At 64.3% G+C, this 13,223-nt stretch carries 11 protein-coding genes; 3 read left to right on the top strand and 8 right to left on the bottom strand.

Features of this window, described 5'->3' with window-relative positions; translation table 11 throughout:
• Positions 1-3: 3 nt before the first annotated feature.
• The 8 genes from K3F49_RS12580 to ku form a co-directional block, all read right to left on the bottom strand.
• Positions 4-1,647: an alpha/beta hydrolase gene (locus K3F49_RS12580; protein ID WP_234681437.1), complete on the bottom strand. Its 1,644-nt coding sequence runs from the start codon at positions 1,645-1,647 to the stop codon at positions 4-6.
• Positions 1,648-1,725: 78 nt separating this feature from the next.
• Positions 1,726-5,295, bottom strand: coding sequence for a GAF domain-containing protein (locus K3F49_RS12575; protein ID WP_234681227.1), 3,570 nt, complete (start codon positions 5,293-5,295; stop codon positions 1,726-1,728).
• Positions 5,296-5,390: 95 nt separating this feature from the next.
• Entirely contained in the window at positions 5,391-7,121 is a 1,731-nt protein-coding gene (locus K3F49_RS12570) for a thiamine pyrophosphate-requiring protein (RefSeq protein ID WP_276575379.1), read from the bottom strand.
• Between the two features lie 33 nt (positions 7,122-7,154).
• Positions 7,155-7,544, bottom strand: coding sequence for a hypothetical protein (locus K3F49_RS12565; protein WP_234681225.1), 390 nt, complete (start codon positions 7,542-7,544; stop codon positions 7,155-7,157).
• 768 nt (positions 7,545-8,312) lie between these two features.
• Positions 8,313-8,477, bottom strand: coding sequence for a Flp family type IVb pilin (locus tag K3F49_RS12560; protein ID WP_234681436.1), 165 nt, complete (start codon positions 8,475-8,477; stop codon positions 8,313-8,315).
• Between the two features lie 186 nt (positions 8,478-8,663).
• On the bottom strand, positions 8,664-8,846 hold the full coding sequence (locus K3F49_RS12555) for a hypothetical protein (protein WP_234681224.1): 183 nt from the start codon (positions 8,844-8,846) through the stop codon (positions 8,664-8,666).
• Between the two features lie 188 nt (positions 8,847-9,034).
• On the bottom strand, positions 9,035-9,271 hold the full coding sequence (locus K3F49_RS12550) for a hypothetical protein (RefSeq protein ID WP_234681223.1): 237 nt from the start codon (positions 9,269-9,271) through the stop codon (positions 9,035-9,037).
• Positions 9,272-9,329: 58 nt separating this feature from the next.
• Positions 9,330-10,328 carry a non-homologous end joining protein Ku gene (gene ku, locus K3F49_RS12545; RefSeq protein ID WP_234681222.1) on the bottom strand — a complete coding sequence of 333 codons (999 nt, stop codon included), beginning with the start codon at positions 10,326-10,328 and terminating at the stop codon, positions 9,330-9,332.
• Positions 10,329-10,563: 235 nt separating this feature from the next.
• Here ku and K3F49_RS12540 point away from each other — a divergent pair, with 235 nt between their 5' ends.
• From K3F49_RS12540 to K3F49_RS12530, 3 genes are all read left to right on the top strand, one after another.
• A complete protein-coding gene (locus K3F49_RS12540; RefSeq protein ID WP_165448146.1) occupies positions 10,564-10,719 on the top strand; it encodes a hypothetical protein in 156 nt (51 codons plus the stop codon).
• Between the two features lie 228 nt (positions 10,720-10,947).
• Positions 10,948-11,622, top strand: coding sequence for a response regulator transcription factor (locus K3F49_RS12535; RefSeq protein WP_234681221.1), 675 nt, complete (start codon positions 10,948-10,950; stop codon positions 11,620-11,622).
• 106 nt (positions 11,623-11,728) lie between these two features.
• Positions 11,729-13,105 (top strand): sensor histidine kinase, encoded by a 1,377-nt coding sequence (locus tag K3F49_RS12530; protein ID WP_234681220.1) that lies wholly within the window; start codon positions 11,729-11,731, stop codon positions 13,103-13,105.
• The last annotated feature ends 118 nt before the right edge of the window (positions 13,106-13,223 follow it).

Here is a 13,223-nt window from a genome sequence, read left to right as displayed (position 1 = left end):
AGCTTAGCCGCCGCGATCGGGATCGTCGTCGGCATTGCCTGTCGTCGTCTTCCGCGCCTTTGCCGCAAGCCGCTCCTTGAGCTTCGCCAGCGCCTCAGCCGACCAATCGCCGACATCGGTCACCGCGACCCAGGCATCGACATAATGCTCGGGCGCGTAGACATGACCGAAGCCCATCGGCGTGCCGGTCGCTACCGCCATGTCGAGCGCGAGCTGCAGCATCGTCACGATCGGATACCATCGCAGCTCCGGTGACACGTCAGGCCCGCGCGGCGCATTCATCCAGGCCGGGGGCTGGTAGGCGTCGCGATAGGCGAAGAACGTGATCGCGTCGCTCGCATATTGCAGATAGACGACGCGCATCGCGCCCCAGGGCGCATCTGCGGGCACCGTCGGCCCGCTCTGGTTCATGAAGCGCACGAAGCGGCCGTCGCGAAATTCCGGCAGCCACGCCGGCGTGCCGGGATTGCGGTTGTCGGTGATCGAGCGCCAGTTGCGGCTCTCGAACGGAGGTCCGCTCCACAGTGCACCCGCGATGGGATCGCCGATCATCTCGAACAGCTCGGCGGATTTTTCCGAGTTCAGGGCGCCGAGACTGAGTCCGTGCAGATACAGCTTTGGCCGCTTGTCCTTCGGCAGCGTCGTCCAGTAGCCGTAGATTTCCACAAATAGAGCGCGCGCCGCTTCCGCGCCGTATTCGGGCTGAAACAGCAGCGACAGCGGGCTGTTGAGATAGGAATACTGCATCGCGACGCTGGCGACGTCGCCATGATGGAGATATTCGACGGTATCCATCGCGGCCGGATCGATCCAGCCGGTGCCTGTCGGCGTGATGACGATCAGGAGTTTGCGCTCAAAACCGTGCTGGCGCTTGAGCTCATCGAGTGCAAGCCTGGCACGTGCCTGCGCCGTGTCGCGGGCCGCGAGGCCGACATAGACGCGCACCGGCTCCTGTGCGGGCCGTCCCGTCACGGCACCGATCTCGGCTGCGGTCGGGCCCGAGGCAATGAACCGGCGTCCCATGCGCCCGAGCTCCTTCCACTTCACCAGCGACGCCGGGCTTCCGGTCCGATCGGCTGCGGTCGGCTGCGGGCGTTCGGGCTCGAGCAGGACATCGAGCTCGCGGAAGGAGGAATCGAGCGCGTTGAAGGCGGTGCGGATCAGGACATTGCTGGCGATCGACCAGAACAGCAGGCCCGCGACCAGCACGCCGATGACGTTCGCGACCTTTCGCGGAATGACGCGTCGTATGCGCGCAGCCAGAAAGCTGGCGATCAGGGCAAACAGCCGCCCCAGCACAAGTAGCACCACGAACGCGGTCAGGGCGATGGCACAGACCTTGAGCGGATGCGCGGTCTCCACCGGCGTCATCTTCATCACAGTGCGGATCGAATTCTGCCATTCGGTGGTCCGCCATAGGAAGAGGATGACGATAAACAGGCAGAAGGCCGCGGCAAGCGCATTGGCGCTCGATCGCAGGCGCGCTGAAGGTTCGGGCAGTTCGAGATAGTGCCACAGCCGGCGCCACAGCACGCCGGCGAAATAGCCGATCGCAAAGCAGCCGCCGGCCAGCGCCCCTTGCGTGAGATAGCTGCGCGGGATCAGCGTCGGCGTCAGCGCGGCCGCGAAGAACAGCGCGCCCAGCATGAGACCGACGCCTGACAACGAAAGCAATTGCCGCCGAATGAACCGCGCGAGACCAGTCAAGATATCCCCCTGGCGACGTTATCCTTTGTCGTCCGCAAGGCCGCTCTTCCGCGGCAGCAGGATCGTGAACTCCGTGAACTGGCCCGGCTCCGTCGCGACCTCGATCGTGCCGCCGTGCTGCTTCACCACGATGTCGTGGCTCATCGACAGTCCGAGGCCAGTGCCTTCGCCGGCCGGTTTTGTCGTGAAGAACGGATTGAACATTTTTGCCTTCACGTCATCGGGAATGCCGGTGCCGTTGTCGCGGATACGGATCTCGATAGTGTCGCCGCGGTCGCGGGTCGTGGCGGTCACCACCGGCTCGAATGTGCCGGCGCTGCTTTCCGCCTGGCGCTTTGCCACCGCATAAAACCCGTTCGAGATCAGGTTCAGCAGCACCCGCGAGATCTCCTGCGGAAACAAATTTGCGAACCCCGCCGCCGGATCGAGCTCGCGCTTCAGCGTCACGTCGAACTGCGGCTTCTCGGCACGTGCGCCATGATAGGCGAGGTTGAGGCTCTCCTCGACCAGTGCATTGATCTCGCTCAAGCCGTATTCGCCGCCGCCCTCGCGCGAATGCAGCAGCATGTTCTTGACGATGGAATCGGCGCGCTTGCCGTGTTGCACGACCTTCTGCAGATTGTCCTTCAGCATCCCGGTCAGCTCGTCGACGTCGTTGCGGATGTCGTCGCCGAGCGAAACGGGCCCCAGCACCTCGTTCAGCTCGTCCGTCAGCTCGGCGGAGAGCGCGGCGAAATTGTTGACGAAGTTGAGCGGGTTCTTGATCTCGTGCGCGATGCCGGCGGTGAGTTGGCCGAGCGAGGCCAGCTTCTCGGTCTGGATCAGCCGGTCCTGCGCCGCGCGAAGATCGTCGAGCGACCTGGCGAGCTCGCTGGTGCGGGCCTGCACCTCGTCGAAGAGGCGCACATTCTCGATCGCGATGACGGCTTGGTCGGCGAAGCTGGTAACGAGTTCGATCTGCTTTTCGCTGAACGGCCGGATTGCGCGACGCGCGAGAACGATAGCGCCAACCGTGCTGCCTTCGCGCAGCAAGGGCACACCGAGGAAGCTGCGCGGATTGCCGCTCAATTCCTGGCCTTCAAAGAAGTAATCGGGGTCTTCGAGCACGTCGGTGACATGGACGACCTTGTCGCCGAGCAAAGTCCGGCCTGTGATGGTGCGCCTGTCTGGCCGGACCGGGAGATCTCTTACATATTCGACGAACTTGGCCGGGAAGCCGTGGGAGCCAGCCCGAAAATAGGTGCTGCCGGTCTTGCGGGTAATCGCCGCCATATCGGCTTCGCATAGTCGCGCCGCCGATTCGACCAGCGTATCGAGCACGGCCTGCAAGTCGAACGCCGAGCGGCTGATAACCTTGAGCACGTCGGCAGTCGCCGTCTGCTGTTGCAGCGACTCGGTCAAATTCTCGGTGCGCTGACGCAATTCGCTGAGCAGCCGCGCGTTCTCGATGGCGATCACGGCTTGCGCCGCGAACTGGCTTAGCAAGGTGATCTGCTTCCGCGAGAAGCGCCGGTTCTCCTGTCTGAAGATCATGACGTTGCCGACCACGCGCTCGTCCTGGAGCAACGGCACGGCGAGCAGACAGCGCGCGCCGCCGAGATCGACCAAGGCCCGGCGGTTCGGCTCTCCGCTGCGATAGACGTCCGACTCCAGAAGGTCGACCATTTCGACGAACGGTTCGCCCCTCAAAAGGCGCGCGGGCGCGGTGGCCGGACCATAGTTGAGGGGCGCCTTGCGCCGGAATTCATCGTAGGCGGGGGGCAGGCCGTAAGTCGCGGCTGTGTGGAACTGCGTGCCATCGTAGGTATTGAGCACGCCGAAACTGGCACCGCAGAGCTGCATTGCCTTGCCGAGCATCGCCTCGAAGACCGGCGCGAGATCGCCATTCGATCGGCTGATGACAGCGAGCACCTCCGATGTCGCGGTTTGTTGCTCCAGGGATTCGGTAAGCTCGCGCGTGCGGTCCTGCACCTCGTTGAACAGGCGCGTGTTCTCGATCGCGATCACGGCCTGGTCGGCAAAGGTCTTGAGCAGGTTGATTGCCTTGTCGGGGAAATGACCGGCTTCGGGGCGTGTCACGCCGATGGTGCCGATCGCAACGCCATCGCGCAGCATCGGGATCACGAGGATGCTGCGGTAGCCGCGCGTCCGCGCCAGCTCCCGCATCGCCTCGGTCAGGTCTGCCTCGTTCTGCATGTCGCTGCGGAACGCGTATGCGCCGCTGGTCGCGACCCGGCTGTGAATGCCTGACGACGACAGCGGCGCCGGGAACGTGCTGAGCAGCTCGGCATTGCCCGCCTCGTTGTCGGTGGTGAACGCCGCCAGATGCAGCAGGCCGTCGATGACGCGGGTGACGGTGGAGGAATGGCCGCCGACCAGCGCCTTGGCGCTGTCGGAGATCGCCTGGAACACCGGCGTAACGTCGGCGGGCGAGGCGGCGATCACCTTGAGGATGTCGGCTGTCGCGGTCTGCCGTTCCAGCGCTTCCCTGGTCGCATTGAACAGGCTGACATTCTTGACTGCGATCACGGCCTGGTCGGCGAAGGTTTGCAACAGCCGCACATGATGCTCGGCGAACGCGCCGGTTGCCCGCCGCGTGGCGATGATGACGCCTTTGGCCTCTCCCTCGCTCATCAGCGGCGTGAACAGCATGCTGCGAAAGCCACGCGCGCGGGCGACGTCGCGCGCCGCGGGCTCGAGCTCGGTGTCGGGCAGCTGAGCGGATTCACCATGAGCGGTGAGCTGGTAGGCCGGGAACTGGGCGAACGGCACCGGGAACGACGCCTGCAGCACGCGATCGCCTTCCGGATCGCCCGGCGTGAAGGCCGCAAGATGCGCCGCGCCGTCGATGTAGCGCAGCACGGCGGTGGAAAAGCCGCCGATCAGCCGGTTGGCATTGGCGGCGATGGCGTCGAACACCGGCTGCACGTCCGAGGGCGACGCCGCCATCACTCTCAAGATGTCGGCCGTGGCGGTCTGGCGTTCCAGCGCCTCGCGCGTCTCGTTGAACAGCCGAGCATTCTCGATCGCGATCACCGCCTGGTCGGCAAAGGTCTGGAGCAGTTCCACGAGGTCGGGCGCAAACGCACCGGTCTCGGTGCGCGTGACGCTGATCATGCCGACCGCCGTGCCGCAGTTCATCAGCGGCATGAACAGCACGCTGCGGAAGCCACGCAGCCGCGCGAGATCGCGGTTCAGCTCCGGCACGTCACTGGCTTCGCTGTCGGGAAACTGGATCGTCTCGCCGCCGCGAACCAGCGCGAAGGTCGGAAAATCCTCGATCCGTCGCGGGAACGACGCCTTCAGCCCTTCGTCGCCTTCCGGGCTGGTCGGCGTAAACGCCACGAGGTGCAGCTCATCGCCGATGAACTGGAGCACAGTGGCGGAGAAGCCGCCGAGCAGGCGTTTTGAGCTGGATGCGATCGCCGCGAAGACCGGCCGGGCATCGGAGGGAGAGGCGGCGATGGTGCGCAAGATCTCGGCGCTGGCGTTTTGCCGATCGCGCAGCCGCGCATTCTCGGCTGTGGCGGACTGCAATTGCCGCTTGAGCTCGTCGATCCCGGCAGCATCGTTGGAAAGGGTGGTCATTTGCATTCCGGCTGAATGCCGCGACAGGCGCGGCACCAGGCCGGATTATCACATCTCCTGCGGCCGGAGCCAGCGCTCGCGGCCCTGCAGCTGCCTCAAGTCCCCGGTCGCGACACCTCGGTCTCCTTGCTGGTGATGAACTCCAGCAGCACAGGGATGCCTTCCTGCGTCTTCTGGATGCCGCGCTTGATCGCGGGGATGATGTCTTCCGGCTTGGTCACCCGTTCGCCGTAGCCGCCGAAGGCGCGCGCCATCGCGGCATAGTCGCCCGAAATGTCGGTGGAGCGATATTTCTCGGTCGAGATCGGCATCACCTTTAATTCGATCGCCATCGAGAAATTGTTGAGCAGGATCGACATGATCGGGATGCGCTCGCGCACCGCGGTCTCGAAATCCATGCCCGTAAAGCCGATGGCCGCATCGCCCCAGACATTGATGCAGAGCTTGTCGGGTTTTGCGAGTTTTGCGCCCATGGCCAGCCCGAGGCCGTAGCCGAGCTGCGTCGTCTTGCCCCAGCCAAGATAGGAGAGGGGCGTCACCGCCTTCCAGAACGGCGAGAGCTGGTCGCGCGGGCTGCCGGCATCATGGGTGATGATGGTGTTGTCGATATCGACGGTGTGTTGCAGGTCCCACAGCACCCGGTAGGGATTGAGCGGCGCATCGTTGCTGGTGAGCTTCGGCATCCATTTCGCCAGCCACTCCCGGTGCGAGGCCGCGATCTCGGCGGCGACGGCCGAGGCATCGCGATCGGCGGTAACCGTCTTGCCGATTTCCTTCAGCAGCGCATCGAGCACGAGGCCGGCGTCGCCGACGAGGCCGATCTTGGCTTCGACGTCCTTGTTGAGATGGTTCGGATCGAGCGTCGAATGGATGACGGTCTTGCCCTTCGGCATGGCGATGCCAAAGCTGGTCTCGGTGAAGGAGCAGCCGATGCCGAAGATGACGTCGGCCTCGGCGAGGAATTTCGGCACCGCGCGCGGCACCGCAAGCCCGCCGGAGCCGAGCGAGAGCGGATGGGTTTCCGGGAATGACGATTTGCCACCGAGGCTGGTGGTGACGGGAATGGCGAGCCGCTCCGCAAGCCGCTTCAGCTGCGGCCACGCCTGCGCGTAGTGCACGCCCTGGCCGGCATAGATCAAGGGACGCCTGGCGTTGACCAGCAGGGCGGCCGCTTCCTTCACATGCACGGGGTCGGCGCCGTATCGGGTGCGCAGCACCGGCGTGTAGTTCAGCGGTTCCGGTACCTCCTCGTTCCACATGTCGGCGGGAATTTCCACGATCACCGGCCCGCCGCGGCCGTTCTTCAGCTTGGTGAAGGCGCGCCGAAAGATATTGGTGACCTCGGCCGCCAGGATGATCGGCTCGGACGATTTCGAAAACGGCTTCATCGCCTCGCTGGAATTGAAGTTCGGCTCGATATGCGCAAGCCTGCGCTGATAGCCCATCGGCAGCACCAGCACGGGCACGGATTCACCAAAACACTGTGCGACGCCGCCCATCGCGTTCTCCGCGCCGGGTCCGTGCTGCATGCAGAACGCGCCGATCGTGCGTCCCGACGTGACCCGTGAGATCGCATCCGCCATGTGCACGCCGACGCGTTCCTGCCGCACCATCACGGGACGGATCTCGGCCTTCGCCGCGTGCTCGATCAGATGATTGACGGGATAGCCGCAGAGGATCTCGATCCCCTCGCGCCGCATGATTTCCGCAATGGCGGTGCCGAGCTTCATGGCGTCTCTCTCCCTGGCGAGGCCGGTTGCTCCGGCCGTTACGGAGAGAGGATCAGGAAATGCCGGGAGGGTAAAGCGTGAGCAAGTGACAGTCAGCTATGCAGCGAGCTCTCGTAGCGCGGATGGAGCTTATTTGCAGTTTTTACAAATGGTCAGTTTTCGCTTCAACGCCTCGTCTTCCTGATCAATCGATGACTGCGCGTCGGAATCTTTCGCCGCGCGCGACCTCACAGGCGGCGGCAGCTGGCTTGGTGCGTCATTGTCGTCGGTACTGGCGCTGAAGCCATCGTAATCGGCGGCGGGAGCAGGATTCGGCAATTGTGGAGATCCGCTGGTCGCCGGTGTCGACGACATCCTGTCGGACGCAGGCGGCGGATTTTTCGTGCCCGCGCGCGGTGGCGATGCCTTGGGCGGGGTCAGCGAAACCGGTGGCGCGGCCGAACTCTGTGCCCTCGCGCTGTCCTGCAGCCCGACGCCGACCAACATGAGGCAGAAAGCCAGGAGCGTCGCGCGTCTCATCTGCGTCCTTCAAACAGTTCTGGTTCAATGATTGACCGCATGGCTCGTCGCGCCACCCCGTGAAGAATATCAGCACTCGCATGGGCGTCAAAGTTGACGGAAATGGGGTTCGGACGGCCGCCGATGGGCCACGACCCCTTGTGTTGCCCGACGGGCAAAATACGCCAGCGCTGGGTCAATCGCCGGTCACCAGGATATTCGTATTTACAGAAATTTCGTTTTGGCGTAAAACCCGAAACATCCCGCCCGCCACAAGGGCGTTTCGCGATCGTCACGAGACGGGGCAGGGATGCGGTGGCCGCGACGGCGTCGGCGCGCAGGGGTGACTGCAGGGCGGGAAACCGTGAGCAGCGCTTCGCGTGGCACGACACGGCGCTGACTGCGTCTTCGGATGGCCTTCATGGCGAGCGCACGCCAGCCGTGGGGGATGCAGACGAAGATGTGCGCGGACGGAGAAGTCGTGTGGTCTTGGCGCCCGGAGCCTGTGCGTCAAGTCCTGCGGTGATGTGGCGGCCCGACCGGGCACGCGCATCAGTCATCTGCATGGCGACGGGGGCAATAGTGCATCGCTCCCCGGGGAGAGCACGAAGGACACCGTGAAAACCATCCGCGAGAGCGCGAAGGTGTGTCTAGGGATGAAAGTGCGAGTGAAAGGGAAGTGCTGTGGCCTGGAATTCCGTCATTGCGAGCGCAGCGAAGCAATCCAGAGTCCCTCCGCGGAAAGACTCTGGATTGCTTCGCTGCGCTCGCAATGACGAGGGGACGGCCTTACTTCGCGGCCGCGCTGATCGAGTTGAACTTGTTGCTGAGGAGGACACTGCCCGTGTTGGTCACGACCGTCACGATGGCAAGAGCGACGCCGGCGGCGATCAGGCCATACTCGATCGCGGTGGCGGCTTTCTCATCGGCAAGAAAAGACCTGAGCAAAATCATCGCCAACTCCTCATCATCCGGTCCAATGTAAGCGCGCGGCGTTATGAAACTGGTAAAGCGATCGACGGGCATTTGCGCGCGTCAAATATGCAAGGCTCAGCCGAACCTTGCCCGCTGTGTCTTAACGTAACAGCCGTTAAACGAAGGTTTCATTATCCAATTGAAATGAAGGAAAGCTGGCCCGGCTCAACCCGTGGTGGTGCGTCCCGGCGCATCCTTGCGAGCGCGTCCCAGCATGGCCGCGAGACGGCTGACCAGATAGCCCACCGCATGCGGCTGCAGGCGTGCCGCACCGTCGGCGATGCGCTCGTCCTCGGTCGTGTCATTCACGATGCCGATGTAGTTCTTTCTGGCGTCCTGCTGCGGCACGAAGCTGCGAACCCTGGCTCGATCGATGGCCAGACCATGGTGCGCGTAAGGGGAATCGGAAGTTAATTTTGGCTTCCGTAGGAATACTCAGTGCGACACGATGACATGATGGTGCGAAAGGTGCGCGCCTCGCTTAAGGGATTTTTGAGGCTGTTCGTCAACCTATCGGCAAGCATACCGATCGCGGCTCATCCACGGCGGCCGTCCGCGTTCAACGCCCGCAGCATCCCGACGCGCGCGAACATCAGCCAGCCGCCGCCGGCCTCCGCCGCGTTGATCAGCATCTCGATTGCGGTTTGCCAGCGCGGCTCCTGCTGCTCGGCTTCGGGCAGCTTCATGATGAAGTCGGCGGCCTCTTGCAGCGTACGGAGCCGGCGTCCGCCGCGCAGGTCGATCGGATCGTCGAACGGCGTCGACCAGGGCATGTCAGGCTGCCCGATCGGTGAGGGGAAACGTCACGGCGCGATCGGTGGCGCGAGGTCGTCAGCCGGCCTTCTTCGTCCGTGTCGTGGCGCGCACCGGCTTTTCGGCCTTCTTCGGTGCAGCTTCCTTGGCCGCTGCGTCCTTGCCGCCCTTGCCCGAGATCGGCAGCAGCATCTCGCGCTGGCCCTCGACGCGCTTCTTCGGCTTCTTGGCCTTGACGGCTTCCCTGGCGGTCTCCTTGACCGTCTCCTTGGCAACCTTCGCCCTGGGCGCCGCGTCCTTCTCGCTCGCGAGGCTCTTCTTCAGCGCGTCCATCAGGTTGATGACGTTGCCGCCGCTCTTCGGTGTGGTCTTGGCTGCGATCGGCGCGCCCGCGCGCTTCTTGTTGATGAGGTCGATCAGCGCGCTCTCGTAATGGTCTTCGAACAGCTCGGGTTCGAACGCGCCAGACTTCTTCTCCACGATGTGCTTGGCGAGGTCGAGCATGTCCTCTGTCAGCTTGACGTCCTGAATGTCGTCGAAATATTCGCTCTCGCTGCGTACCTCGTAGGGATAGCGCAGCAGCGTGCCCATCAGCCCGCTCTCGAGCGGCTCGAGTGCGATGATGTGCTCGCGATTGGTCAGCACCACGCGGCCGATCGCGACCTTGTCCATGCTGCGGATGGTCTCGCGGATCACCGCGTAGGCGTCGTGGCCGACCTTGCCGTCCGGAACGAGGTAGTAGGGGCGGATCAGATAACGGTTGTCGATGTCGGCCTTCGGCACGAACTCGTCGATGTCGATCGTATGGGTCGAGTCCAGCGCGATGTCGTCGAGCTCGTCCTTGGTGACCTCGATGTAGGTGTCGGTGTCGACCTTGTAGCCCTTGACGATGTCCTCGGAGGTCACCTCGTCCCCGGTCTCGGCGTCGACCTTGAGATACTTGATCCGGTGGCCGGTCTTGCGATTGATCTGGTTGAACGAGACCTTCTCGGTATCCGATGTGGCCGGATACAGCGCGACCGGGCAGGTCACGAGCGAGAGGCGCAAAAAACCCTTCCAATTGGCACGGGGGGCCATGGGTTACTCCAAACGCAACAGGGACAGACTTATGAAGATACCATCGGGGAACACCGAATCATACACGGCTCAGCGCGGATTCTTGCAACTGCGTTAACCAGTCGCTGACCCCGCGGTTCTGCCCGATCCGGCGGCAAAAGGCCGGAACATCATATCGGATCGGGCGTTGGCTCCGGACACAGGGCCGTGATGAGGTCGCGGTCGTCGGAGGCGACGTTCAGAGATTGAGGCCACCATGGCAACCACGCGAGACCAGCATCAGATCGTTGAAACCGCAACCGAGGCGCGCCAGGGCGAACCGGGGCCGTCGGTGGCCGCGCTGCTTGCCATCTCGACCGGGCTTGCGATCCTGATTCTCGCCGTCATCTGGTTCGTGTTCTTTCGGACCTGACGGCTAAATCGACGGGAAGGGCGGACCTTCCGACTCACGGCGTGCCGCGGCAGATTGCGCCCGCCATGCCCCCGGCTCATCCGGTGGCGCGGCGGGCGCAGTCGCGTTTAGCCCGGACAGATCGTATATGACCAAAAAGTAACGCGGTCGGTTCCCCGCGTTCATACTCAGTTCACGCCGGAATTGCTCATCTCTGGCGTAGTTGATGCAGCCATCTCGGAGAGAAGCGTGCGCCTGCTCGTTGTTGAGGACGACCCCGATCTCAATCGTCAGCTCACCAAGGCGCTGACGGACGCCGGTTATGTCGTCGACCGCGCCTTCGACGGAGAGGAGGGGCATTATCTCGGCGACAACGAGCCGTACGACGCCGTGGTGCTCGATATCGGCCTGCCGAAGAAGGACGGCATCTCGGTGCTGGAGGCTTGGCGCCGCAACGGCCGCACCATGCCGGTGCTGATCCTGACCGCGCGCGACCGCTGGAGCGACAAGGTCCAGGGCTTTGACGCCGGCGCCGACGATTACGTGCCAAAGCCGTTCCATCTGGAGGAGGTGCTGGCGCGCCTCCGTGCGCTGCTGCGCCGCTCCGCCGGCCATGCCCAAAGCGAGCTCAGCTGCGGCCCGGTCACGCTCGACACCCGCACCGGCCGCGTCAGCGTCTCCGGCAACCCCGTCAAGATGACCTCGCACGAATATCGGCTTCTGGCCTATCTGATGCACCATTCGGGGCGCGTCGTGTCGCGCACCGAGCTGGTTGAGCATCTCTACGACCAGGATTTCGACCGCGACTCCAACACGATTGAAGTCTTCGTCGGCCGCATCCGCAAGAAGCTCGACGTCGACATCATCCAGACTGTCCGCGGGCTGGGCTATCTCCTGACCCCGCCGCCGGCGCCGGGCGCCTAAGGAGGCTCTCGGAGGATCTTGGCTTGACGGGAGCCCGGACACGGGCCTTGGTCCGATCATGACCGCCGAAGCCATGCCGCCACCTCGCGCCTCCGGGATCATTCCGATGCCCGCCAGCTCGCTTGCCAACCGACTGTTCCTGTCGGCGACCGCCTGGCTCGTGGTGATCCTGGCCATCACTGGCGTGGTGCTGTCGTCGGTCTACAAGAACGCGACCGAGCGTGCCTTCGACCGCCGGCTCAACCTCTATCTCCGCACCCTCATTGCCGAGGTCGCAACCCCGGACGAGCCGCCGGACCGCCAGTTCCAGTCGCTCGGCGAACCCCTGTTCGAGCTGCCGCTGTCCGGCTGGTACTGGCAGATCACGCGCACCGACACCGAGAAGCCGGAGGTTCGCTCCTCGCGCTCGCTCTGGGACAAGAAGCTGCCGAAGCTGGAAGACCAGGGCACCGAGCTCACCGCAGCCGGCATTCGCCTCGCTTATGTCGACGGGCCGGAAGGGCAGAATTTGCGCATGGTCGAGCGTCCCGTCGACCTCGGCGCCGACGGCAAATATCTGGTCAGCGTCGCCGGCGACGACACCGAGATTTTCGACGAGACGCGCAGCTTCGATTACTATCTCGGCGGGACCTTCACCGCGCTCGGCGTCGTGCTGCTGCTGACGACCGTGTTCCAGGTCCGCTTCGGCCTTGCGCCGCTGAAGCGCATCTCGGAAGCCATCGCCGACATCCGCTCCGGGCGGGCGGAGCGGCTGGAGGGCGAATTCCCGGTCGAGATCGCGCCGCTCGCGCGCGAGACCAACGCGCTGATCGACGCCAATCGCGAGATCGTGGAGCGCGCGCGCACCCATGTCGGCAATCTCGCCCACGCGATCAAGACGCCGCTGTCGGTGATCGTCAACGAGGCCGGTTCGCACGCTGCCGATCCGTTCGCGGCAAAGGTGATGGAGCAGGCGGACGTGATGCGCAACCAGCTCGCCCATCATCTGGAGCGCGCCCGCATCGCGGCCCGCATCTCGATCGTCGGTACCGTGACCGAGGTTGCCCCCGCCATCGAGGGGTTGCGGCGGACCATGGAGAAGATCCACCGCGGCCGCGACATTGCCATCGAGGCCAAGGCCGACCCGTCGGCAAAATTCCGGGGCGAGCGGCAGGATCTGGAGGAGATGGTCGGCAACCTCGTCGACAATGCCTGCAAATGGGCGGCCTCGCGCGTCTTCATCGAGGTGTTGGTGGAGGCTCCGACCCAGACCGGCGCAGGCCCCAGGCTGCGGCTCATCGTCGATGACGACGGGCGCGGCCTTTCCGAGGCCGAGCGCGCCCAGGTCTCCCGGCGCGGCCAGCGGCTTGACGAATCCAAGCCGGGCTCAGGGCTCGGGCTGTCGATCGTGACCGACCTCGCCGCGCTCTATGGCGGCAGCCTCTCGCTCGGCAGCGCGCCGATCGGGGGCCTGCGGGCCGAGCTGGTGCTGCCGGGAATATAATCCTCTGATCGCAAACGATTATTTGGGTTTCCGGGCGAAACCGGAGGGTTTCGGGGCGACGTCCTCAACGGCTTCTTAAGGCGCACGCACCTATGATCGTGCAGGACGCATCCTACGT

The organism is Bradyrhizobium monzae, assembly GCF_021458635.1.
Taxonomy (GTDB): domain Bacteria; phylum Pseudomonadota; class Alphaproteobacteria; order Rhizobiales; family Xanthobacteraceae; genus Bradyrhizobium.
This window is presented reverse-complemented; position numbering and strand designations above follow the sequence as displayed.

Bases quoted from the DNA above. Each gene is read 5' to 3' on its own strand.
- K3F49_RS12530 (WP_234681220.1), top strand. From the start codon at position 11,729: ATGCCCGCCAGCTCGCTTGCCAACCGACTGTTCCTGTCGGCGACCGCC.
- K3F49_RS12580 (WP_234681437.1), bottom strand. From the start codon at position 1,647: ATGCTGGGCGCGCTGTTCTTCGCGGCCGCGCTGACGCCGACGCTGATC.
- K3F49_RS12540 (WP_165448146.1), top strand. From the start codon at position 10,564: ATGGCAACCACGCGAGACCAGCATCAGATCGTTGAAACCGCAACCGAG.
- K3F49_RS12575 (WP_234681227.1), bottom strand. From the start codon at position 5,295: ATGACCACCCTTTCCAACGATGCTGCCGGGATCGACGAGCTCAAGCGG.
- ku (WP_234681222.1), bottom strand. From the start codon at position 10,328: ATGGCCCCCCGTGCCAATTGGAAGGGTTTTTTGCGCCTCTCGCTCGTG.
- K3F49_RS12565 (WP_234681225.1), bottom strand. From the start codon at position 7,544: ATGAGACGCGCGACGCTCCTGGCTTTCTGCCTCATGTTGGTCGGCGTC.
- K3F49_RS12560 (WP_234681436.1), bottom strand. From the start codon at position 8,477: ATGATTTTGCTCAGGTCTTTTCTTGCCGATGAGAAAGCCGCCACCGCG.
- K3F49_RS12550 (WP_234681223.1), bottom strand. From the start codon at position 9,271: ATGCCCTGGTCGACGCCGTTCGACGATCCGATCGACCTGCGCGGCGGA.